This window comes from Aureibaculum sp. 2308TA14-22 (assembly GCF_040538665.1).
In the GTDB taxonomy this organism is placed as follows: domain Bacteria; phylum Bacteroidota; class Bacteroidia; order Flavobacteriales; family Flavobacteriaceae; genus Aureibaculum.
The window spans coordinates 1,029,292-1,050,336 of record NZ_JBEWXT010000001.1; the positions used below are offsets into that span (position 1 = coordinate 1,029,292).

20 protein-coding genes and 6 tRNA genes are annotated in these 21,045 nt (G+C 33.9%); 21 read left to right on the forward strand and 5 right to left on the reverse strand.

Annotation, left to right across the window (positions count from 1 at the left end; all coding sequences use genetic code 11):
- The first annotated feature begins 2 nt into the window (after nucleotides 1-2).
- Nucleotides 3-431 (forward strand): DUF6526 family protein, encoded by a 429-nt coding sequence (locus tag U5A88_RS04570; protein ID WP_354204175.1) that lies wholly within the window; start codon nucleotides 3-5, stop codon nucleotides 429-431.
- Between the two features lie 132 nt (nucleotides 432-563).
- Here U5A88_RS04570 and U5A88_RS04575 read toward each other — a convergent pair whose 3' ends face one another.
- The gene (locus U5A88_RS04575) at nucleotides 564-1,142 is read right to left on the reverse strand and encodes a DinB family protein (protein WP_354204176.1); all 579 of its coding nucleotides are present in this window, start codon (nucleotides 1,140-1,142) and stop codon (nucleotides 564-566) included.
- 145 nt (nucleotides 1,143-1,287) lie between these two features.
- Here U5A88_RS04575 and nhaC point away from each other — a divergent pair, with 145 nt between their 5' ends.
- Entirely contained in the window at nucleotides 1,288-2,796 is a 1,509-nt protein-coding gene (gene nhaC / locus U5A88_RS04580; protein ID WP_354204178.1) for a Na+/H+ antiporter NhaC, read from the forward strand.
- A gap of 30 nt (nucleotides 2,797-2,826) precedes the next feature.
- On the opposite strand, the gene U5A88_RS04585 is transcribed toward nhaC, so the two are convergent.
- Both U5A88_RS04585 and U5A88_RS04590 read right to left on the reverse strand, forming a co-directional pair.
- On the reverse strand, nucleotides 2,827-4,395 hold the full coding sequence (locus U5A88_RS04585; RefSeq protein WP_354204179.1) for an FG-GAP repeat domain-containing protein: 1,569 nt from the start codon (nucleotides 4,393-4,395) through the stop codon (nucleotides 2,827-2,829).
- A 40-nt stretch (nucleotides 4,396-4,435) separates the two neighbouring features.
- Complete coding sequence (locus tag U5A88_RS04590; RefSeq protein WP_354204181.1) at nucleotides 4,436-6,409, reverse strand: putative porin; 1,974 nt, start codon at nucleotides 6,407-6,409, stop codon at nucleotides 4,436-4,438.
- A 94-nt stretch (nucleotides 6,410-6,503) separates the two neighbouring features.
- On the opposite strand from U5A88_RS04590, the gene U5A88_RS04595 reads away from it, so the two are divergent.
- The 3 genes from U5A88_RS04595 (at nucleotide 6,504) to U5A88_RS04605 (ending at nucleotide 9,016) form a co-directional block, all read left to right on the forward strand.
- Nucleotides 6,504-7,109, forward strand: a complete 606-nt coding sequence (locus U5A88_RS04595; RefSeq protein ID WP_354204183.1) for a ribonuclease HII — start codon at nucleotides 6,504-6,506, stop codon at nucleotides 7,107-7,109.
- Between the two features lie 85 nt (nucleotides 7,110-7,194).
- Nucleotides 7,195-7,881, forward strand: coding sequence for a TapB family protein (locus U5A88_RS04600; protein ID WP_354204185.1), 687 nt, complete (start codon nucleotides 7,195-7,197; stop codon nucleotides 7,879-7,881).
- Between the two features lie 85 nt (nucleotides 7,882-7,966).
- Nucleotides 7,967-9,016 carry a nucleoid-associated protein gene (locus U5A88_RS04605; RefSeq protein ID WP_354204187.1) on the forward strand — a complete coding sequence of 350 codons (1,050 nt, stop codon included), beginning with the start codon at nucleotides 7,967-7,969 and terminating at the stop codon, nucleotides 9,014-9,016.
- 80 nt (nucleotides 9,017-9,096) lie between these two features.
- Here the strand turns inward: U5A88_RS04605 and lipB are convergent, their stop codons facing one another.
- Complete coding sequence (gene lipB / locus U5A88_RS04610) at nucleotides 9,097-9,810, reverse strand: lipoyl(octanoyl) transferase LipB (RefSeq protein WP_354204189.1); 714 nt, start codon at nucleotides 9,808-9,810, stop codon at nucleotides 9,097-9,099.
- Between the two features lie 11 nt (nucleotides 9,811-9,821).
- Nucleotides 9,822-9,980 (reverse strand): YqaE/Pmp3 family membrane protein, encoded by a 159-nt coding sequence (locus U5A88_RS04615; protein ID WP_354204190.1) that lies wholly within the window; start codon nucleotides 9,978-9,980, stop codon nucleotides 9,822-9,824.
- A 122-nt stretch (nucleotides 9,981-10,102) separates the two neighbouring features.
- Here U5A88_RS04615 and lysS point away from each other — a divergent pair, with 122 nt between their 5' ends.
- The 16 genes from lysS to rplK all read left to right on the forward strand — a co-directional run bounded on the left by lysS (nucleotide 10,103) and on the right by rplK (nucleotide 21,031).
- Entirely contained in the window at nucleotides 10,103-11,794 is a 1,692-nt protein-coding gene (lysS, locus tag U5A88_RS04620) for a lysine--tRNA ligase (protein ID WP_354204191.1), read from the forward strand.
- A 107-nt stretch (nucleotides 11,795-11,901) separates the two neighbouring features.
- Nucleotides 11,902-13,380 (forward strand): SLC13 family permease, encoded by a 1,479-nt coding sequence (locus tag U5A88_RS04625; RefSeq protein ID WP_354204192.1) that lies wholly within the window; start codon nucleotides 11,902-11,904, stop codon nucleotides 13,378-13,380.
- Between the two features lie 115 nt (nucleotides 13,381-13,495).
- The gene (locus U5A88_RS04630) at nucleotides 13,496-15,988 is read left to right on the forward strand and encodes a zinc-dependent metalloprotease (protein WP_354204194.1); all 2,493 of its coding nucleotides are present in this window, start codon (nucleotides 13,496-13,498) and stop codon (nucleotides 15,986-15,988) included.
- A gap of 143 nt (nucleotides 15,989-16,131) precedes the next feature.
- Nucleotides 16,132-16,329 (forward strand): 30S ribosomal protein S21, encoded by a 198-nt coding sequence (rpsU, locus tag U5A88_RS04635; protein WP_354204196.1) that lies wholly within the window; start codon nucleotides 16,132-16,134, stop codon nucleotides 16,327-16,329.
- Nucleotides 16,330-16,432: 103 nt separating this feature from the next.
- Nucleotides 16,433-17,323, forward strand: coding sequence for a tyrosine-type recombinase/integrase (locus U5A88_RS04640; RefSeq protein WP_354204198.1), 891 nt, complete (start codon nucleotides 16,433-16,435; stop codon nucleotides 17,321-17,323).
- A gap of 5 nt (nucleotides 17,324-17,328) precedes the next feature.
- Nucleotides 17,329-17,634, forward strand: a complete 306-nt coding sequence (gene hpf, locus U5A88_RS04645) for a ribosome hibernation-promoting factor, HPF/YfiA family (RefSeq protein ID WP_354204200.1) — start codon at nucleotides 17,329-17,331, stop codon at nucleotides 17,632-17,634.
- Between the two features lie 100 nt (nucleotides 17,635-17,734).
- A tRNA-Thr gene (locus U5A88_RS04650) sits at nucleotides 17,735-17,808 on the forward strand.
- Nucleotides 17,809-17,848: 40 nt separating this feature from the next.
- Nucleotides 17,849-17,930: transfer RNA gene (locus tag U5A88_RS04655), tRNA-Tyr, on the forward strand.
- A gap of 51 nt (nucleotides 17,931-17,981) precedes the next feature.
- Nucleotides 17,982-18,054: transfer RNA gene (locus U5A88_RS04660), tRNA-Gly, on the forward strand.
- Between the two features lie 46 nt (nucleotides 18,055-18,100).
- A tRNA-Gly gene (locus U5A88_RS04665) sits at nucleotides 18,101-18,174 on the forward strand.
- A 56-nt stretch (nucleotides 18,175-18,230) separates the two neighbouring features.
- Nucleotides 18,231-18,302, forward strand: a tRNA-Thr gene (locus U5A88_RS04670).
- Between the two features lie 60 nt (nucleotides 18,303-18,362).
- Nucleotides 18,363-19,547, forward strand: a complete 1,185-nt coding sequence (gene tuf / locus U5A88_RS04675) for an elongation factor Tu (RefSeq protein WP_354204202.1) — start codon at nucleotides 18,363-18,365, stop codon at nucleotides 19,545-19,547.
- Nucleotides 19,548-19,626: 79 nt separating this feature from the next.
- Nucleotides 19,627-19,699: transfer RNA gene (locus U5A88_RS04680), tRNA-Trp, on the forward strand.
- An 80-nt stretch (nucleotides 19,700-19,779) separates the two neighbouring features.
- Nucleotides 19,780-19,974, forward strand: coding sequence for a preprotein translocase subunit SecE (secE, locus tag U5A88_RS04685; protein WP_354204204.1), 195 nt, complete (start codon nucleotides 19,780-19,782; stop codon nucleotides 19,972-19,974).
- A gap of 1 nt (nucleotide 19,975) precedes the next feature.
- Nucleotides 19,976-20,527 (forward strand): transcription termination/antitermination protein NusG, encoded by a 552-nt coding sequence (gene nusG, locus U5A88_RS04690; RefSeq protein WP_354204206.1) that lies wholly within the window; start codon nucleotides 19,976-19,978, stop codon nucleotides 20,525-20,527.
- A 66-nt stretch (nucleotides 20,528-20,593) separates the two neighbouring features.
- Nucleotides 20,594-21,031: a 50S ribosomal protein L11 gene (gene rplK, locus U5A88_RS04695; RefSeq protein WP_354204208.1), complete on the forward strand. Its 438-nt coding sequence runs from the start codon at nucleotides 20,594-20,596 to the stop codon at nucleotides 21,029-21,031.
- The last annotated feature ends 14 nt before the right edge of the window (nucleotides 21,032-21,045 follow it).

Below are 21,045 nucleotides of genomic sequence, written 5' to 3' on the forward strand. Positions count from 1 at the left end.
CTATGAATATTCAAAATTATAAAAATCATCCTCGTTTTGTTCCATTGTATCATTTTTTTACGCTCTTAGGCTCTGCTATATTGGTTATCGGTACCGTTGTTAATCTGGTTAAATCTTATGAGCATAATCTGTATAATGCTTCGTTACTTCTTTTTGGAGCTATTCTTTTAATGCTTACTGCATTTTATGCAAGAGTTTTTTCACTAAGGGCTCAAGATAGGGCAATTAAAGTTGAAGAGAATTTTAGACATTATGTACTTACTGGAAAGCCGTTAGACACTAATTTAACGATGCGTCAGATTATAGGTCTACGCTTTGCATCTGATGCAGAATTTCCTGAACTGGCTAAAAGAGCAGTTGATGAAAAGTTATCAGAAAAAGCAATAAAAAAGTCGGTTAAAAACTGGAAAGGCGATTATTATAGGGTGTAAAAAATGAACTGCTAAAAACTCTATAATAGAACGTCAATCTGAACTTGTTTCAGATTCTCAACTTCTTTATTGTTGAGTTTTAATGGAATCTGAAACAAGTTCAGATTGACGAAATATTTCTTTCTAATTTTTTTAATACAATTTATAAGCAGGTGATTTGATACCCTGCATACGCAATGCTACCAATGCTTGTCCGCGATGGTGTGCGTTATGCTCACTAATAAACTGGAACGCTTTTTCTCTAGGAAAGGATGGTTGTGCTGGGTCAAATGGGACAACAAACGTTTCCGCTAACTGCTCGTCACTCATATTTTCATAAGTAGTAGCAACCATATCATAAGCTTCAGTAAGTGCTTTAATACATGCTTCTTTAGAGGCACCCATTTCTTTTTCCATTTTTGCTGCAGCTGCAAAATCTTCTTGACTCGGCATAGGTTGCCCTTTTACGAACAAGTCCACCAAAAATTTTGTTGATGTTGATATATGTGCCATTTGCTCTCCAAAACTTCGTACGGAATCTGTAGGTCTAAAAGTGTATTTGTCTGCTGGCATAGCCTCCGCAATTTGTAAGGTATATGATTTTGATACCAATAAAGCTTCAACATCAGGTTTCATGTTGATTGTTTTCGTTTTTTTGCTTTCAGTTTTCACAAAAGCAAGGGTACTAAGAACTAGAATTCCTAGGATAAAATAAATGCTAATTTTCTTCATAATAGTATAGTTTAGTTTGCACTAAAGGTAATGATAAAATTTAACTTACTGATATTGAGCATCTTTAATTTAAATAGTTGCGAGCTTTGGTGCATTTTTATAGTCTTTAAGATTTTTCGTATCATTACAGTATAAAACCAACCCAATGGAAGACAAAAAAAATATTTCTAAAATTGATATTACTTCTAAAGAATCGCATCAACAGATTATAGATAATAAAGAACTAAATATCTGGGAAGCTTTAATTCCAGTATTAGCTTTAGTAATAATGCTGGCTTTTAATGTTTATGTTTATGGAGACGATGCTTTGAGCGGTAGTAATCAATTTGTTTTATTATTAGGAGCATCGGTTGCTGTGATAGTTGGCTTTTTTAATAAAGTGTCATTTAAATTAATGGTTGAGGAAGTTGCTGAAAATATTAAATCTACGGCTAGTGCTTTGCTAATTTTACTTATGGTGGGAGCTTTGGCTGGTACATGGTTGATTAGTGGTATTATTCCTTCAATGATTTATTATGGATTACAAATTTTAAATCCTACTATATTTTTAGCTGCCTGTGTGATTATATGTGCAATAATTTCGATTGCTACAGGTAGTAGTTGGACTACATCCGCTACCGTAGGTATTGCATTAATTGGTATTGGTGAAGCTTTAGGAATTTCCTTGGGAATGTCGGCAGGAGCAGTCTTATCTGGAGCTTATTTTGGAGATAAAATGTCACCACTAAGTGATACCACAAATCTTGCACCTGCAATGGCAGGAGGAGAATTGTTTGATCATATTAAATATATGGCATTAACAACGGTACCAACTATAGTTATCACTTTTATTATATTCATTATAATAGGTTTGACTCAGGATGTTACAGGAGCGACAGACACTTCAGAACTATTAACAGATATTGATAGTACATTTACAATTAATGGATGGTTGTTTATAGTGCCTTTGGTAGTTATTTTTCTAATTATAAAAAGAACACCTCCATTAATAGCCCTTTTAATAGGAACTCTTTTAGGTGCTATTTTTGCTTTGATTTTTCAACCTCACATAGTTGCCCAGATTGCAGGAGTTGAAAAGCTAACATTTACTTCAGCATATAGAGGAGTTATGGATGCAATTACAGTGAAAACTACCATTGCAACTGAAAATGAAACTTTAAAAGAGCTTTTTTCTGCCTCGGGTAAAGGTATGAGCGGTATGCTAGGAACCATTTGGTTAATTATTTGTGCCATGGTTTTTGGAGGTATTATGGACGCTATTGGTGCCTTAGCTAGAATTAGTCAGGCATTATTAAGTTTGGCAACAACTACATTTGGATTATTTGCAAGTACTGTAGCAAGTTGTTTGGCACTGAATGTAACAGCTTCTGATCAATACTTAGCCTTAGTAGTGCCAGGTAAGATGTTTAAAAAAGCCTATGAAGACAGGGGATTAGCTCCTGAAAATTTAAGTAGAACTTTAGAGGATTCAGGTACCGTTACTTCGGTATTGGTACCCTGGAATACCTGCGGAGCTTATCAATCTGGTGTGTTAGGAGTAAGTGTTGCAGATTATTTTATCTACGCGATTTTTAATTGGTTAAGCCCTTTTACAACGTTGCTTTATGCTGCTTTAAACATAAAAATCAGAATGTTGGCTGGTAAGAAAATTTAAAAACCGAAGTCAAATTAAATATTCAACAATCTATTTTGTTTGGGTTAAAATTAGTACTTGTGGAAAATCACTTATCCCAGTGGCGGTTAATACTTGAATCGTCTCATTAGTTGTGAAAATTGCGGCACCAAGCATTACATCCAATAAATTATCATTATTAAAATCGCCAACATCCATAGTTAGCCATTTGCCGTGGGCAACACCAGGCAGGTACGAAGGGATAAAATTTAAGTTACCAGTATTGTTGAGATAGACAAAACTCTCTTTTAAGTTTCTATTTTCGGTATATTGGCTCCAAAACGCAGAGGCTACTATATCTAAATCGCCATCGTTATCAAAATCTCTGGCCATGACTTTGTTGCAATCATACATCGGATAAAAATAAGCTTCTTCAAAATTATTTAAACCATCATTTAAATAAATTCGAACGCCATGATAAGGTTTATCAATAACAGATAGATCTCTATTATCACCATTAGAGACTAAAAGATCAAGATGGCCATCATTGTTAAAATCGACAGTTTCAAAGTAACTTAACCCGTGAGCTGGATTAAACGATAAAACGGGTTTTTCTTCAAATTTTCCGTCTCCCAAATTGTAAAAAATAATGATTTGCTCATAAGCTTGGGTCATCATTGCAATAACGTCAGGTTTATTATCACCGTTCATATCTTTTATTTCAGCTTTTCGCGTACCCGGCAAGTTTTTTAACACATGTTCTTTAGAATTATCAAATCCATCATACCAAGACAAGCTACCGTCACGATGACCAAAATTGGAGATTACAGCATCTTTTTTTCCGTCCTTATTCAAATCGGAAACGGCAACATGCACAGGTCTTTTTAACTTTTCAAGATTAATTACATGGTCTTTTTTTACTGGATCAAGAACATTCAATTTGCCTAAAAACCTATCGTTAGGCATCACTAAACCTATGGTTAAAAGTAATGTGGAAAGTTCATCGTCAAATTCAATATGAGAAGCAGGACTGTTTAATTTGTATCTGGCAGTTAGCGTTTTGTTATTTTTTAAAACGTACAAATCAGTGGCATCGCCTATGTATAGCTCAGATGTATTTTCATTCCATTTTAGTAAGGTTACTAAAGGTAATTTTTTATCACCAATAGTAATGTAGCTTGGTGTAAATTTAGAATCTACCGATTCTACTGTTTTTTTTATAGGAGGTAACTCTTTAGGTGCATTTTCAATATAAAAGTTAACAATTTTGTTCCAATCAGTTTCGGTTATTAATGGCGTCTCGGGATAAATATTAAATTCTTTGGCCTCTTTTGCTATCATTGAATCTAAACCCTTGTAGGGGTCAATACCATTGGGTCTAATTCCTAATCGCTTGCCCATATCGGGTAAAACTTTATCATTCCAGGTTTTTTTATCCAACAAACTGGGTTCCGGATATAAATGACACATTTGACAATATGCCTTGGCTAATTCTTCACCAGTTGCTTGAGAGTTATTAAAATAAATAAAACTTTCACCTTTAAGTGGAGCATAGGGTGATTTCCATCTAACAAAAAATAAAATAGCTATTACCGCCAAAAAAAGAGTAGAAAAAAATAGAAATAGACGATACTTTTTCATGCTATAAAATTACAAAAACACTATTAATAGACTGTTGCATTTAAATAAAGAAATTCCAAACCAAACCAAATCGTATTACAAAATCTCTATAAGGATAATTTGGTGCCGAATAATAATTTGCAGTTTTAACAAAACCAGAATTAAAATGTTCAAATTTTAAATATAAACGGGTACGTTGTACTTGAGCATTTATAAAAAAGTCCAACACAGGATAACCACCGATTTCTTGTTCGTTTTGTAAATAGAATTCTGATAGTACGGGGTTATAACTATTTACATAATATTTTGTAAAATACTTTAACGTTACACCAGTTTGAAGATATAACGGGTCTCCTTTAAATAAATGATCGGCAAAATAAAGCGTATTTCTAGTAACCAACTCGGGGACTCTAAATACAGAACTGCCTTGTGCTACTTTTTGATACATAATGGTATTGTCCAAGGCAAATTTTCCTAATCTCAATTCTCTAGAAACTTTTAATTTTAGATAGTTTATGGTTTTATCTGCTTGAAAGGGTTTTATGTTTGTTGACTCAATCGGTGTAATATCATTAAAATAAGTATAATTGTCTATTTGTGTAATTTGTGCCGAAGCATTTAAAATTCTATCCGATTTTAAATCGAATAACAAAGTTCTGGTACGTTCGTTTTTTAAACTATTTGACCAATTGTAATTGATATAATTGCTCTGATTTAGAGTGAAATTTAAATTTGGAGATTTACTATTTATTAAAATAGCACCTTTAAAAGTAAATAGGCTATCTTGCTTAAAACTGGCTGATCCTTTAAAATAGTTACCAACAAGTTTTCCTGCCACTGTAGTAGCTGTTTCTACATTAATATTGAATTTTTTAAAATTAGTATGCCACGAACCACCTACTGAAACCGAATTGTCTTTGATTGAGGGAGGAATAAGAACACCGCCCAATTCAGCAGCACTGTTATAATTGTAATTATAATTAAAGTGTGTAGCTTTAAACTGTACCTCACCCAATACCAATGGAGACTTTAATGCTAAAAAGGCATCGTTTTGTAATGTTATATAATTTAGTTTGTCTTTTGTTTTTGTGTCAAATGCATCACCAAAGAGATCATTAGCAGATTCCTGTGTATAGTAATAATGTTTGCGTTCATAATTAAAAATATGCCCCACTTTTAAGTAGCTTTTTTTATTCCGAACAGTATCGTTACGTTGCCATATTTTATAATCATGTTCTAAGTAATATCTATTTCCTCTTAAAGCACTTGATGCATCTGAAAAATTTGTTTCTATTCTGCCTCTGTCTCTAAAGTTAGGATTTTTAGTTTCAAAATACTCCAAAGATAATTCTGGCAAGCCGCCATTTTGGTCGTTGGTCAAGTCTTGAGCAGCAATATGAGCTTTTACGCCGTAGGCATCATTTTTGGTTTGATAGCTATAGGTAAAACGCATATTGCCATGACTGCTCAACGAACTTCTATATTTGCCCAAAGAGCGTAACCCTTTATAGGCAATGGAAACGTTCTGACGTTCAGAGGTGTTAAAAGTTAAAAAAGCATCCAAAAACTGACCTTGTTGCAATCCGGTACGGTAAGCTAATTCAGAAGTAGGAGTGGCTACCTTATAATAATCTATATCTGCTATTTCGTAATAATTAAAGTGCATTGCCCTGTTACCCATGTTAGGAAATAAAGAAACTTCCGAGAAATTATATCCTAAACTATTAAAGGTTTGCCCTTGATTATGAAAGGGTAATAATTCAAAATTATCTTTTCTTAAATAATTAAATTTATAATCCTTATTTATAACTAAGGTAGTATCGATATAAGTAGTATCACCTTTATAAGAAATTACTTTATAGTCTGTATAATGTGTTTTTCCACTTAATTGAACATCAATCATTCTATCGTCAATAGTATCTCTTTGTGAAAATTCTGACCCAAGTTCAACACTTGCAGGTCTAGTAGGTACATTTTGAGAATGTATGCCAATGCTAAAGAAAAGAATTAAAAGTGAAAAAAGGTATTTTTGCATAAACCAGTAATTGCGACAAAGGTAAAATATTTGTTTGATAAAATTTTGCCAAAATTTCATGTTGATTTTAACATTTAAACTATTTTTGAGGAACATGTTACAACTCAACTTTTCAGGATTAAAATTAGAGGCAGGCACAGACGAAGCGGGTAGAGGCTGCTTGTCCGGGCCAGTGGTTGCTGCTGCCGTAATATTACCTGATAAATTTGAGCATCCGTTGTTAAACGATTCAAAACAGCTCTCAGAAAAACAACGAGCCGAGCTAAAACCTTTTATTGAAAAAAACGCGTTGACCTTCGCTATTGGTTTTGTTTGGCAAGATAAAATTGATGAAATCAATATTTTGCAAAGTTCTATTTTAGCAATGCACCAAGCTATTGGAAAGCTTAAAATTGAGCCTGAATTTATAATTGTAGATGGTAATAGGTTCAAAAACTATAAAGAAATTCCATATGAAACCATTGTAAAAGGTGATGGCAAGTATCTAAGCATTGCTGCCGCTTCAGTTTTGGCTAAAACCTACCGTGATGAGTATATGGAAAAAATCCACAACGATTTTCCTCAATACAATTGGAAACAGAATAAAGGATATCCTACAAAGCAACACAGATTAGCAATTGAAGAATTTGGTGTAACGGAACATCACAGAAAGTCGTTTCGGTTGTTGGCAAAGCAATTACAGTTGAATTTGAAAAATTGATTACATAAAATTCTTTTGCTAAATTTGACAAAATCGATTCCACAATAAAATATTAACACTACAATTAAATTAAAAATAGTTAATTATGAAAAATATAATATTAGGTTTATGCTTGCTCTTTACGTTTCAAATTACAGCTCAAGATTGTGATTTTTTAATTTTGAATGAAGGAGTAACATTAGAATACACTCAATTTGATAAAAAAGGCAAGCAAGCTTCAAAAAGTACTCATAAAACGGAGAATACAAATAACCAGGATGGAAAAGTCACCGCACAGATTAAAATGACGACTACCGGGAAAAAAGATGAAACATTTAGTTCAGAATATAAAGTTTCATGTACAAGTGGTATAATTGCCATTGACATGGTTCGGTTTTTTGACAATAATCAAATCTCTAGTTATAACGGAGATGGTTTTACCGTTGAAATGCAAGGGGACATACTAGAGTTTCCTAATGATATGAAAACAGGAACCAATTTGAACGATGGGTCGATTACTGTTAAAGTATTCAACAATGACCTGAAAGTGGTAACGGTTACTATGGATATTACCAATCGAAAAATTTTAGAAAATGAAACTATTACAACATCAGCGGGAACATTTGAATGTGCTAAAGTATCTTATGATTTTGAAAGTAAAATAGGTTTCATTAAAGTAAAGGGTAGCGGTGTCGAATGGCATAGTAAAGATAAGGCCATGGTTAAATCTGAATCGTATAATAAAAAAGGAAAATTAACGGGCTCTCAGGAACTGACTAAAATTATTAAATAGTTATTATTACTTAGAAATAAAAACCTTCTTCAAATTGAAAATTAAAAAGGGAACACTACTTTTGCGTATCTAAATTTTCAATTCAATGATTAAAAGAAACAAGGCGTTTATTTCCAAATTCATCATTCATAAAGTAGGTAATAAATTCAATGAGGCTAATAATGTATTTTCAGAAGATGTCGTCACTTTCGATGAAGATAGCTATAAATTGATGCAACCTTTTTTGTTGAGACCTTTTGGAAACGTTACGGAAAGTTATCGTTTTAACCACCACGCAGACATTAATTTAAATGAGATCAATAGTTATGCTCAACAAGTTTTTAGCGATGATAATACTTTTATTGAGATTTCTAAAAACATTGTTAAACACTTGTTTGAGCAATCCAATTCCGCTCAAATCAAAACAGGAGATGTAATGATTGCTCTTTTCGAGGATATTGAATATAGGGAGGTCAACACTCAAGCTTTGGGGATTTTTAAAATTGAAAACAAAGCCGATTTTTTTCAGACCTACAAAGAAGGTAGTAGTTTTGACGTGTTTGTACAGCAGGGAATCAGCACCAAGAAATTAGATAAAGGCTGCTTGGTCATCAATTCGCAAGACGATGCTGGTTATACCATTCTGTCGGTTGATAACAATAATTACGACGCACAATATTGGATTAAAAATTTTCTGAATATCAAGTATGCCGATGATAGTAATAGACATACACAAGTCTACATAGATTTGTGTAAGGATTTTTCTGAAGAAGTTATCAAGCAAGAGTTTGGCAACCAACAACAAAATCAATTTCTAGCACAAACAATGGATTTTTTTAAAGAAAATGAAAGCGTAAACGTCAATGATTTTAAAGAAACCGTTTTTGAAGAAGATAACAGAAAGGATTTGTTTGACGGTTACAAAAAACAATTTGAGGATATAAATGGAGTACTTGTTCGTAATCAATTTTCAATATCTGAAGCAGTTGTAAAAAAACAAAAAAAGAAGATTAAAACGGACATTAAGCTTGATACAAATATTCAGATTAAACTGGATATTGATGCTCCTGATGCCGCGGAAGAATATTTAGAAAAAGGCTATGATGAAGAGCGAAAAATGATGTATTACAAAGTATATTTTAACGAAGAAGATTGACGCGAATCGTCATGCTGAAGTTGTTTCGGCAACTGATTCTAATGTACTAGACCCTGAAAAAAGTTCAGGGTGACGTGTAATTAAATTCTCAGTTGGGTGGTTACAAAATTTACTTCAAAAACATCTCCAAAATGCTTTAATATTTTAGTTTTCACTTCTTCGATATCTAGTGTTTTACCCAATTCAACTTCCAAAGAAGTAACTGCCTTACCACGAATACCACACGGAATAATGTGGTCAAAATAACCTAAGTTGGTATTTACGTTTAAAGCAAATCCGTGCATGGTTACCCAACGGCTACTTCTTACGCCTAAAGCACAAATTTTTCTTGCAAAAGGAGTACCAACATCTAACCAAACACCGGTTTCTCCTGTGCTGCGTTCACCTTTTAAACCATAATCAGCTAAAACCCGAATAATGGTTTCTTCTAAAGAACGCATGTATTTACCAATGTCGTTAAAGAAATTATCCAAATCTAAAATTGGATAGCCTACTATTTGTCCAAAGCCGTGGTACGTGATGTCGCCACCACGATTAATTTTATGAAAGGATATGCCTTTTTCTTTGAGCTGCTTTTCACCCAATAATAAATTGTTCAAATCACCACTTTTGCCCAAGGTATACACATGAGGATGTTCTACAAACAAAAAATGATTCGGCGTTTCAAGATTCAGATTTTCATTTCTGTTTTTACGTTTTATTTGCAAAATAGCATCAAACAGTTCTTCTTGATAATCCCAAGTTTCTTTGTAGTCTTTTGTTCCTAAATCTTGTAGTTGTATATTTTTATTCAATGACTTTACAATTATCTATTTGGATTATTCAAAATAATTAGAGCCGCTATTACGCCAGGTACCCAACCTAATACAGTTAGAATTAAAACAATTACTATTGACCCACATCCTTTATCAATAACTGCCAATGGTGGACAGATAACGGACAGCAATACTCTAAAACAACCCATACTATTTTCGTTTACAAAGATATAAGAATTTTATCTTATAATAGGACGTGGTTTGGGGCACTTTGTTACACTAATTTGTATAGAAAATATACTATCTTTGCCGCCAAATCAAAAGGAATAACATGGCATTGTCAGAGCAAGAAGTCGTAAGACGCGAAAAACTACAGAAACTACGTCAATTGGGCATCAATCCGTATCCTGCGGATTTATTTGCATTAGATCATACTTCTAAACAGATAAAATCTAATTTTGAAGAGGGTAAGAAAGTTGTGGTTGCAGGTCGATTAATGTCACGTCGTATTCAAGGGAGTGCTAGTTTTGCTGAGTTGCAAGATAGTGATGGTAGAATACAAGTGTATTTTAATCGTGATGAAATCTGTACAGGCGACGATAAAAGCAAATACAATGATGTTTATAAAAAACTATTAGATATTGGTGATTTTATAGGTGTTGAAGGCGAGTTATTTTTAACCAAGGTTGGTGAAAAAACCATAAAAGTTAAAGATTTTACGCTATTGAGTAAAACCCTAAAACCATTACCGTTACCAAAAGTAGATGCCGAAGGAAATATCCATGACGAATTTAACGACCCTGAATTGCGTTACCGTCAACGTTATGCCGATTTGGTGGTAAATCCGCACGTAAAAGAAGTTTTTGTAAAACGTACAAAACTCTTTAATGCCATGCGTACCTATTTTAATGATGCAGGTTATTTCGAAGTTGAAACGCCAATTTTACAACCCATACCAGGAGGAGCAGCCGCTCGTCCGTTTGTAACGCATCATAACAGTCTAGATATTCCGTTGTATTTACGTATTGCGAATGAACTGTACCTAAAACGATTGATTGTTGGCGGTTTTGACGGTGTGTATGAGTTCTCTAAAAACTTCCGTAACGAGGGTATGGACAGAACCCATAATCCCGAATTTACGGCTATGGAAATATACGTAGCGTATAAGGATTACAATTGGATGATGGAGTTTGTAGAAAACCTATTGGAGTATTGTGCCATTGCGGTAAACGGAACTACAAAAGCAACTTTCGGCGAGCATGAAATCGATTTTAAAGCTCCGTACAAAAGAGTGACGATGACCGATGCCATTATTGAATTTACGGGTTTTGATATTACGGGTAAAACTGAAGATGAAATCCGAAAAGCGGCTAAAGAAATGGGAGTTGAAGTGGATGAGACTATGGGTAAAGGCAAGTTGATTGATGAAATATTTGGAGAAAAATGTGAAGAAAATTACATCCAACCCACCTATATAACAGACTATCCAAAGGAGATGAGTCCACTATGTAAAGAACACCGTACAAATCCGGAATTAACGGAACGTTTTGAGTTGATGGTTTGTGGTAAAGAAATCGCAAATGCTTATTCTGAGCTTAATGACCCGATTGACCAAAGAGAACGTTTTGAACATCAATTAAAATTGGCTCAAAAAGGCGACGATGAAGCCACGGAATTTATAGATTATGATTTTTTACGTTCGTTGGAATACGGTATGCCACCAGCTTCAGGGTTGGGTATTGGTATGGACAGGTTAGTTATGTTTTTAACCAATCAGCAATCTATTCAAGAGGTATTGTTTTTTCCTCAAATGCGACCTGAAAAGAAAGCCCTAGACTTAACCGATGAGGAAAAAGAGGTTTTGAAATTGCTAAAAGCGAATTCACCAATAGATTTAACAGAACTCAAATCACAATCAGGCCTAAGCAATAAAAAATGGGATAAAACCATTAAAGGGTTGACTAAGCATAAACTGGCAGTTGTTACAAAAAATGAGGAAGGGTTGTTTGTTGAGTCTGTTTAATTTTACTTGATAGTAGTTGTTAGTTTTTTCCTTTAAGGACAATTGTTTTGATTCTTATTTTGACTCAAAAAAATTCCTTAGCTTTACCAAATAACAGCCAATAACGAATGAACCAAACCACTATAACTCAAAAAACAGGCCTCATTCTAGGTCCAATAGTTTTTGCACTTACCTTAATCTTTTTCCATCCAGAAGGCTTGTCTAAAGAAGCCAATGCAGTATTGGCAGCAACCTTGTGGATTGCTATTTGGTGGATAACGGAAGCTATTCCAATAGCTGTTACAGCCTTGTTACCAATTGTATTATTTCCACTTTCGGGCGGATTAGATATTGCATCGACAAGTGGTTCTTACGGGCATAAATATGTGTTCTTGTATTTGGGCGGTTTTATCATTGCTATTGCCATTGAAAAATGGAATTTACACAAACGGATAGCTTTAAATATCATCAATCTTATTGGTTCAGATGTTCGGAAGATCATTTTAGGTTTTATGTTGGCTACCGCATTTTTATCTATGTGGATTTCCAATACTGCCACATCCGTCATGATGCTGCCAATTGGTATTGCCATCATAAAACAGTTAAAGGATAACCCTGATACCGTTGAAGATGAAAACAGAATTTTTGGTAAAGCCTTGATGTTAGCTATTGCTTACAGTGCCTCTATTGGTGGAGTGGCTACCTTAATTGGAACGCCACCAAATTTAGTGTTGGCTGGCGTTGTGGAAGAAACCTATGGTTACGAAATTACCTTTTCGCAATGGTTTCTATTTGGTTTTCCAATTTCAGTGGTTTTATTAATTATTTGCTGGAACTATCTGACCAAATTTGCCTTTACGTTTAAACAAAAGGAGTTCCCAGGAGGTAGGGCAGAAATTAAAAGACTTTTACAGCAATTAGGCAAAATAAGTTATGAGGAAAAAGTGGTCGCTTTTGTCTTTGCCTTAACTGCTTTTTGTTGGATTACGCGTTCCTTTTTATTACAAAAAATATTACCACAATTGGATGATACCATTATTGCCATTGCCTTTGCGATAGTGTTATTTTTAATCCCATCAAAGGATAAAAAAGATAAATTGGTCAAATGGAACGAAGCAGTAAAACTACCTTGGGGAATTATTGTTCTATTCGGAGGTGGCATGGCGTTGGCCAAAGGGTTTGAAGTTAGCGGATTAGCATTTTGGTTAGGAAGCCAAATGACCGCTTTTGGAGGATTGACTTTGATTTTATTGATATTGGTATTGATTGCCGCAGTTAACTTTTTAACAGAAATCACGTCTAACTTGGCAACAACAGCTATGTTACTACCTGTACTGGCACCAATGGCTTTAACGGTAGATGTGCACCCGTTTGTATTAATGACAGCTGCTGCCGTGGCAGCATCCTGTGCATTTATGCTACCTGTTGCAACACCACCAAACGCCGTGGTTTTTGGTTCAGGTTATTTACGAATTCCAGATATGGTGTCAAAAGGTATAGTTATGAATATTATTTCTATAATTATCCTCACCCTTTTTGTATATTTTGTTTTACCAGAATTATGGGACTTGACGGTTCAAGGTTTTCCTGAGACTTTGAAAAAATAAGATGTAATATTTTGATAGTTACCGATTTCTTTAACATTTTGTTAAGAAATAATTAGTCATTATTCAATACTTTCGTTTTTTTAAAATTAAATTAACCCTTTACTCAACTAAATCTATGTTCAAAAAACTACCTATTGCAATTGCTATTGTTGTTATGGCATTGCTAACAGCTTCTTGTTCAAGTACAAAAGAAGCAAGTAAATCAAAAGCTAAAGCAGCTGCTACAGCTAAAAAACCACCAGCTAAAAAAGGAGCTATAAAACCTTATAATAAAGTGATTACCAAAGAGGCCAAAACTGACGAAGGTCTTTTTAAAGTACATAAACTTGACGAAAAATACTTCTACGAAATCCCTGATTCTTTATTGGAGCGTGAAATGTTAATGGTAACTCGTATTGCTAAAACAGCTTCAGGTATTGGTTTTGGAGGCGGTAAACAAAATACTAAAGTTGTTCGTTGGCAGAAAAAAGGCAAAAAAATTGTTGCTAGAGTAGTATCACATAATGTAGTGGCAGCAGATTCATTGCCAGTGCACGAAGCCGTTGTAAATTCAAATTTTGAGCCTATATTATATACTTTTCCAATTAAGGCGTTTAGTAAAGATTCTACTGCAACGGTTATAGATGTAACTGATTTTTTCAATAAGGATGTAAAAGCATTAGGTTTACCTGACTTCAGAAGAAAACAATACAAAGTATCTCGTTTAGACGCTGACAAATCGTTTATAGAAAGTGTTAAAAGTTATCCTGAAAATATAGAAGCAAGACATGTAAAAACATATATGGCAGGTTCACCACCTTCAAACTCAAGTACAGGTACTATATCCATTGAAATTAATAATTCAATGGTGCTATTACCAAAAGTTCCTATGAAACGTAGAATGTTTGATAAAAGAGTGGGTTGGTTTACTTCAAGTCAAATTGATTACGGTTTAGAAGCTCAAAAAAGTAAAACACTTACGTATTTAGATAGATGGCGTTTAGAAGTTAGAGATGAAGATATTGAGAAGTTCAAAAGAGGTGAATTGGTAGTGCCAAAAAAACAAATTGTTTATTATATAGATAGAGCAACACCAAAAAAATGGAGAAAATATATTAAAGACGGTATAGAAGATTGGCAAGTAGCTTTTGAAGCAGCTGGATTTAAAGATGCCATTATAGCAAAAGATCCTCCAACAGTTGAGGAGGATCCAGAGTGGTCTCCTGAAGATGTACGCTATTCGGTTGTACGATACTTAGCTTCTCCTATTCCCAATGCAAATGGGCCACATGTAAGTGATCCCCGTTCTGGAGAAATTTTAGAATCTGATATTAACTGGTATCACAATGTAATGAGTTTATTAAACGGTTGGTTTTTTGTGCAAACTGCGGCTATAAATCCTGATGCTCAAACAACTGAATTTAAAGATGAAGTTATGGGTGAACTAATTAAATTTGTTTCCTCTCACGAAGTAGGACACACTTTAGGATTACCTCACAATATGGGTAGTAGTACTGCTTACCCAGTTGATTCTTTAAGGTCAAAATCGTTTACTCAAAAGTATGGTACGGCACCTTCAATTATGGACTACGCTCGTTTTAACTATGTGGCTCAACCAGAAGATAAAGGTGTAGCTTTAATGCCTAATATAGGCGTTTATGATAAATATTCTATTGCTTGGGGCTATAGACCAATTTTAGATGCAAAAACTCCTGAAGATGAAAAGAAAACGTTAGATTCTTGGATTTTGAAACATGCAGGAGACCCAATGTATAGATTTGGTCGTCAGCAAGGAGGAGGAGTTATTGATCCCAGCTCGCAAACAGAAGACTTAGGTGATGATGCTGTAAAAGCTAGTGATTATGGAATTGCAAACCTTAAGCGTATTGTTCCTAACTTGATAGAATGGACATCTGAAGAAGGTAAGAATTATGATGATTTACAAACTATGTACGGTCATGTAGTTTCTCAATTTAATAGATATATGGGGCATGTTACCTCTAATATTGGTGGAGTTTACGAATATTATAAAACATCTGATCAAGAAGGAGCTGTATATACACATGTTTCGAAAGCTAAGCAGAAAGAATCATTACAATTTTTACATAAAAATTTATTTCAAACTCCAAAATGGATGATTGACGATAATATCTTCAACAAATTCCAAAGTGCTGGTGCAGTTGAAAGAATTAGAGGAATTCAAGCGAGAACTTTAGATAATATTCTTGATTTTGGTAGAATGGCTAGAATGATTGAAAACGAAACATTGAACGGAAACAAAGCGTATAAATTAGTTGATATGATGCGAGATTTAAGAAGAGGTGTTTGGAGCGAAGTATATAACGGACGCTCAATAGATACCTATAGAAGAAATTTACAACGTGCTTATATTGACAGGATGGAATATTTAATGACTAAAGAGCAAACGCCTATTCCACCACAATTTAGAAGATGGATAACCAGAACAAATGTTAATGTAAAAGAATCTGATATTAGACCAGTTGTTAGAGCGGAGTTAAAAACGTTACAACGTTCTGCCAGGTCGTCTGCTGCAAATTCATCAGGCATGAAAAGAATTCATTTACAAGATATTGTTGAAAGGATAGAAAATATCTTAAACCCTAAATAGTATAAAATACCGAGTTAAAAAATCCGACGTAAGTCGGATTTTTTTTGTTCTAATATTAATGTAGAAGTCTTAAATAGTTTTGTATATTTGCACCCCAATTAAAAATAACTAAAAAGAATACGTATGAAGGGAGGTGCAACACTATGTTAATAATTCCAGTAAAAGATGGTGAGAATATAGATAGAGCGTTAAAACGTTTTAAGAGAAAATTTGACAGGACTAAAACTATGAAGCAGTTGCGTGAGCGTAAACACTTTACAAAACCTTCAGTTGAAAGAAGAGCTCAAATTCAAAAAGCTCAATATATTCAGAACATTAGAACAGAAGAAGAGCAAGGTTAATATTTGCGTCCTATTATATAGGTATATACTTCTACTAAAAATAAGTTAAACCGTTAGTAAAGCCACTACATATTTTGTAGCTTTGTTTTCTAACGGTTTTTTTATGTCAATAATTCATTTTATCGATTATCTCACTTCTGAGAAAAAATACTCACCTCATACCGTTAGAGCCTATCAAGACGATTTAACATCTTTTAAACTATTTTGTCAAAAGACCTATAATACCGAAAAGTTGATTGATGTAAATTACAGTCAAATCAGATTATGGATAGTAGAGATGGTCAATGAAAAGAAATCTAATAGAACCATTAATAGAAAAATAACAAGCCTAAAAACCTATTATAAGTTTTTAGTTAAAACTAAACAATTAAAAGAGACACCGCTACTCAATCATCAAGCGTTAAAGATTTCGAAGAAAATGCAAGTTCCATTTTCTCAAGCAGAAATTGAAGAAGTGTTAAATAATTTGAATTCTGATGATCTTGATTTTGAATCAACTCGAAATAAATTAATTGTTGAGTTGTTGTATTCTACAGGGATGCGTCGAGCAGAACTCATAGAGTTAAAGTTAAATGCTGTTAACTTGCATAATACTACATTAAAAGTAATAGGTAAAAGAAACAAAGAAAGATACATTCCATTATTAAACTCTGTCCAAAAAACATTAACTGTTTATCTTTCTGAAAGAAAAGAATTGAACAGTGGTAGTGATTATCTTTTTGTAACGAGTAAAGGCAATAAAATATATCCAAATCTAGTTTATAGAATAGTAAATGAATACTTTGGCAAAGTATCTTCAAAAGTTAAAAAAAGCCCTCATGTTATTAGACATTCGTTTGCTACACATTTGTTAAACGAAGGGGCAGATTTAAATTCAGTTAAAGAGTTATTAGGTCATTCAAGCCTAGCTTCAACCCAGATTTATACGCATAGCAGTTTGAATGAATTAAAAAAAGTTTATAACCAGGCTCATCCAAGGAGCTCTAAAACCTAAATTGTATGAAAGTAAATATTCAATCAGTAAATTTTAACATTGACAAAAGCTTAGTTGATTTTATTCAAGTGAAAATAGATAACCTTGAAAAATATTACGATAAAATAATTGGTTCTGAAGTCTATTTGAAAGTTCAGAATACAAGCGAAAAAGAAAATAAAATTGCAGAAATAAAAATGCTTATTCCAGGTGATGAATTAATTGTAAAAAAACAATGTAAAACATTTGAAGAAGCTGTTGATTTGATAGCGGAATCTTTAAGAAGGCTACTATGTAAAAAGAAAGAAAAACAGCGATCATATCATGTATGATTTTTAATAAAAAAAATAGACATAAAAGTTTTGTAAAAAAAATAAAACTTTATACATTTGCAAACCGTTAGAAAAAGCGGTTTGTTTTTTTATATAATAAGCCGATATAGCTCAGCTGGCTAGAGCAGCTGATTTGTAATCAGCAGGTCGTGGGTTCGAGTCCCTCTATCGGCTCAATAATATTAAAATTAGTTCTTTGAATTAAATTTTTTTTGGGGAGATACCAAAGTGGCCAACTGGGGCGGACTGTAACTCCGCTGACTTCGTCTTCGTAGGTTCGAATCCTGCTCTCCCCACAAAAATTGTATTAAAGTACCATCTCTATACTTATTTATTGTATAGAAAATGCGAGAGTAGCTCAGTTGGTAGAGCGTCAGCCTTCCAAGCTGAATGTCGCCGGTTCGAACCCGGTCTCTCGCTCAAAATATCACATAACCAATAATTTACTTTGGAAATTGTGCAATATGCGGGAGTAGCTCAGTTGTTTAGAGCGTCAGCCTTCCAGGCTGGAGGTCATTGGTTCAATTCCAGTCTCCCGCTCTAAGTTCAAGAGTTTAGATAGGCGGTTGTCGTTAATCTGAAGTCGGTAATTGTAAGCCGGTGTAGCTCAGGGGTAGAGCGTTTCCTTGGTAAGGAAGAGGTCACGGGTTCAATTCCCGTCATTGGCTCGAAATTAAATACAAGAATAACTAAATATATATAATAACTAAGATTTAAAATTAATAATCATGGCAAAAGAAACTTTTGATCGTTCCAAACCGCACTTAAACATAGGTACAATTGGACACGTAGATCACGGTAAAACAACTTTAACAGCTGCAATTACTAAAGTATTAGCAGACAAAGGTCTTTCTGAAGTAAAAAATTTCGACCAAATCGATAACGCTCCAGAAGAAAAAGAGAGAGGTATTACTATTAACACATCTCACGTAGAATATGCAACTGCTAATCGTCATTATGCACACGTTGACTGTCCTGGTCACGCGGATTATGTAAAAAACATGGTTACTGGTGCTGCTCAAATGGATGGTGCTATTTTAGTAGTAGCTGCAACTGATGGGCCTATGCCTCAAACTAGAGAGCATATCTTATTAGGGCGTCAAGTTGGTATTCCAAGAATTGTAGTTTTCTTGAATAAAGTTGATATGGTTGATGACGAAGAGTTATTAGAGCTAGTTGATATGGAAGTTAGAGATTTATTAAACTTCTATGAATATGATGGTGATAATGGACCTGTAATTTCTGGTTCTGCTTTAGGAGCTTTAAATGGTGAAGAGAAATGGGTAAATACCGTTATGGAATTAATGGATGCTGTTGATAACTGGATTGAGTTGCCTAAGCGTGATGTTGATAAAGATTTCTTAATGCCAGTTGAAGATGTATTCTCTATTACTGGTCGTGGTACTGTTGCTACTGGTCGTATTGAAACTGGTGTTGCTAATACTGGTGATGCAGTTGATATTATTGGTATGGGTGCTGAAAAGTTAGCTTCTACAGTAACTGGAGTTGAAATGTTCCGTAAAATATTGGATAGAGGTGAAGCTGGTGATAACGTAGGTATCTTATTAAGAGGTATTGAAAAAACTGATATTAAAAGAGGTATGGTAATCTGTAAGCCAGGTTCTGTAACTCCGCACGATAAGTTCAAAGCTGAGGTTTATATCCTTAAAAAAGAAGAAGGTGGTCGTCACACTCCTTTCCATAACAATTATCGTCCTCAGTTTTATGTAAGAACAACTGATGTTACAGGTACTATTAATCTGCCTTCTGGTGTAGAAATGGTTATGCCTGGTGATAACTTAACTATTACTGTTGATTTACATCAACCAATTGCAATGAACGTAGGTTTACGTTTTGCAATCCGTGAAGGAGGTAGAACAGTAGGTGCAGGTCAGGTAACTGAAATTTTATAAGACACCTAATAAATAGTTTTAGTTAAATATATATTATAGGTATAGGTGCTCCTTTAATTAGGAGCACCTGATATTCTATACGGGTGTAGCTCAGTTGGTAGAGCACCGGTCTCCAAAACCGGGTGTCGGGAGTTCGAGCCTCTCCACCCGTGCAAATAGTAAAAAATAGAGTGATTCAAAATTTAAATTTACTCAAAGTGAATTTAATAAAGTATCATAAAAAATAAATACAATGGGTGTAGTTACATATATTAAAGAATCTTTTGAAGAACTGAATAAGAAAGTTACTTGGATATCTTTTTCAGAAGCTCAAAAGTCTACTGTCGTGGTAGCTATTTTTACTGTGTTGTTTGCTTTAGCGGTGTTTGCCGTTGACAAATTTTTTCAATTAGGTTTAGAACAATATTTTAATCTGTTTAATAATTAATATGGCTGATTCTGTAAAGAAATGGTATGTAGTTAGAGCTATAGGTGGTCAAGAAAATAAAGTGAAGACTTACATTGAGAATGAAATTGCTCGATTAGGACTTTCTGATTATGTTGATCAGGTTTTGGTACCTACAGAAAAAGTTATACAAATACGTCAAGGGAAAAAAGTTAATAAAGAAAAAGTTTATTTTCCAGGATATATAATGATTCAAGCAAATTTAACTGGAGAACTTCCGCATGTTATAAAATCGGTTACTGGTGTAATAGGTTTTTTAGGTGAGGTTAAAGGTGGTGACCCAGTACCTTTGAGAAAATCAGAAGTGAACAGAATGCTAGGTAAGGTTGATGAATTGGCTGTTCAGAATGAAAATGTTGCAATTCCTTATGTAAAAGGAGAAACAGTTAAAGTGATTGATGGGCCATTTAACGGATTTGATGGTACTATTGAAAATATAAATGAAGAAAAACGTAAACTTGAAGTTATGGTTAAAATCTTTGGAAGAAAAACTCCATTGGAATTAAGCTATATGCAAGTTGAGAAAATATCATAAATGTTACATATTTAGGACTACTATTTAAGCTTTCCATTAAATAGAGTCTAAACTAAAGTTTAAAAAATGGCAAAAGAAGTTAGTAAGGTTGTAAAATTACAAGTTCGTGGAGGGGCAGCAAATCCTTCGCCGCCTGTTGGACCTGCTTTAGGTGCTGCTGGGGTAAATATCATGGAGTTCTGTAAGCAATTTAATGCTAGAACTCAAGATAGACATGGTAAAGTGTTACCAGTGGTAATTACTGTTTTTAAAGATAAGTCTTTTGACTTTGTTGTAAAAACACCACCTGCTGCAGTACAATTATTAGAAGCTGCTAAAACTAAAAAAGGTTCTGGTGAGCCTAATCGAAAAAAAGTAGCTACGGTAACTTGGGATCAAGTAAAAACCATTGCCGAAGACAAAATGCAAGATTTGAATGCATTTAAAGTTGAATCGGCAATGAAAATGGTTGCAGGTACAGCAAGATCAATGGGAATAAGAGTTAAAGGAAAGTTTCCTGCTTAAACTTTATAATTTTA

Coding starts and splice junctions, on each gene's coding strand:
- U5A88_RS04570 (WP_354204175.1), top strand. CDS start 3: ATGAATATTCAAAATTATAAAAATCATCCTCGTTTTGTTCCATTGTAT.
- U5A88_RS04575 (WP_354204176.1), bottom strand. CDS start 1,142: ATGAAGAAAATTAGCATTTATTTTATCCTAGGAATTCTAGTTCTTAGT.
- nhaC (WP_354204178.1), top strand. CDS start 1,288: ATGGAAGACAAAAAAAATATTTCTAAAATTGATATTACTTCTAAAGAA.
- U5A88_RS04585 (WP_354204179.1), bottom strand. CDS start 4,395: ATGAAAAAGTATCGTCTATTTCTATTTTTTTCTACTCTTTTTTTGGCG.
- U5A88_RS04590 (WP_354204181.1), bottom strand. CDS start 6,409: ATGCAAAAATACCTTTTTTCACTTTTAATTCTTTTCTTTAGCATTGGC.
- U5A88_RS04595 (WP_354204183.1), top strand. CDS start 6,504: ATGTTACAACTCAACTTTTCAGGATTAAAATTAGAGGCAGGCACAGAC.
- U5A88_RS04600 (WP_354204185.1), top strand. CDS start 7,195: ATGAAAAATATAATATTAGGTTTATGCTTGCTCTTTACGTTTCAAATT.
- U5A88_RS04605 (WP_354204187.1), top strand. CDS start 7,967: ATGATTAAAAGAAACAAGGCGTTTATTTCCAAATTCATCATTCATAAA.
- U5A88_RS04615 (WP_354204190.1), bottom strand. CDS start 9,980: ATGGGTTGTTTTAGAGTATTGCTGTCCGTTATCTGTCCACCATTGGCA.
- lysS (WP_354204191.1), top strand. CDS start 10,103: ATGGCATTGTCAGAGCAAGAAGTCGTAAGACGCGAAAAACTACAGAAA.
- U5A88_RS04625 (WP_354204192.1), top strand. CDS start 11,902: ATGAACCAAACCACTATAACTCAAAAAACAGGCCTCATTCTAGGTCCA.
- U5A88_RS04630 (WP_354204194.1), top strand. CDS start 13,496: ATGTTCAAAAAACTACCTATTGCAATTGCTATTGTTGTTATGGCATTG.
- rpsU (WP_354204196.1), top strand. CDS start 16,132: ATGTTAATAATTCCAGTAAAAGATGGTGAGAATATAGATAGAGCGTTA.
- U5A88_RS04640 (WP_354204198.1), top strand. CDS start 16,433: ATGTCAATAATTCATTTTATCGATTATCTCACTTCTGAGAAAAAATAC.
- hpf (WP_354204200.1), top strand. CDS start 17,329: ATGAAAGTAAATATTCAATCAGTAAATTTTAACATTGACAAAAGCTTA.
- tuf (WP_354204202.1), top strand. CDS start 18,363: ATGGCAAAAGAAACTTTTGATCGTTCCAAACCGCACTTAAACATAGGT.
- secE (WP_354204204.1), top strand. CDS start 19,780: ATGGGTGTAGTTACATATATTAAAGAATCTTTTGAAGAACTGAATAAG.
- nusG (WP_354204206.1), top strand. CDS start 19,976: ATGGCTGATTCTGTAAAGAAATGGTATGTAGTTAGAGCTATAGGTGGT.
- rplK (WP_354204208.1), top strand. CDS start 20,594: ATGGCAAAAGAAGTTAGTAAGGTTGTAAAATTACAAGTTCGTGGAGGG.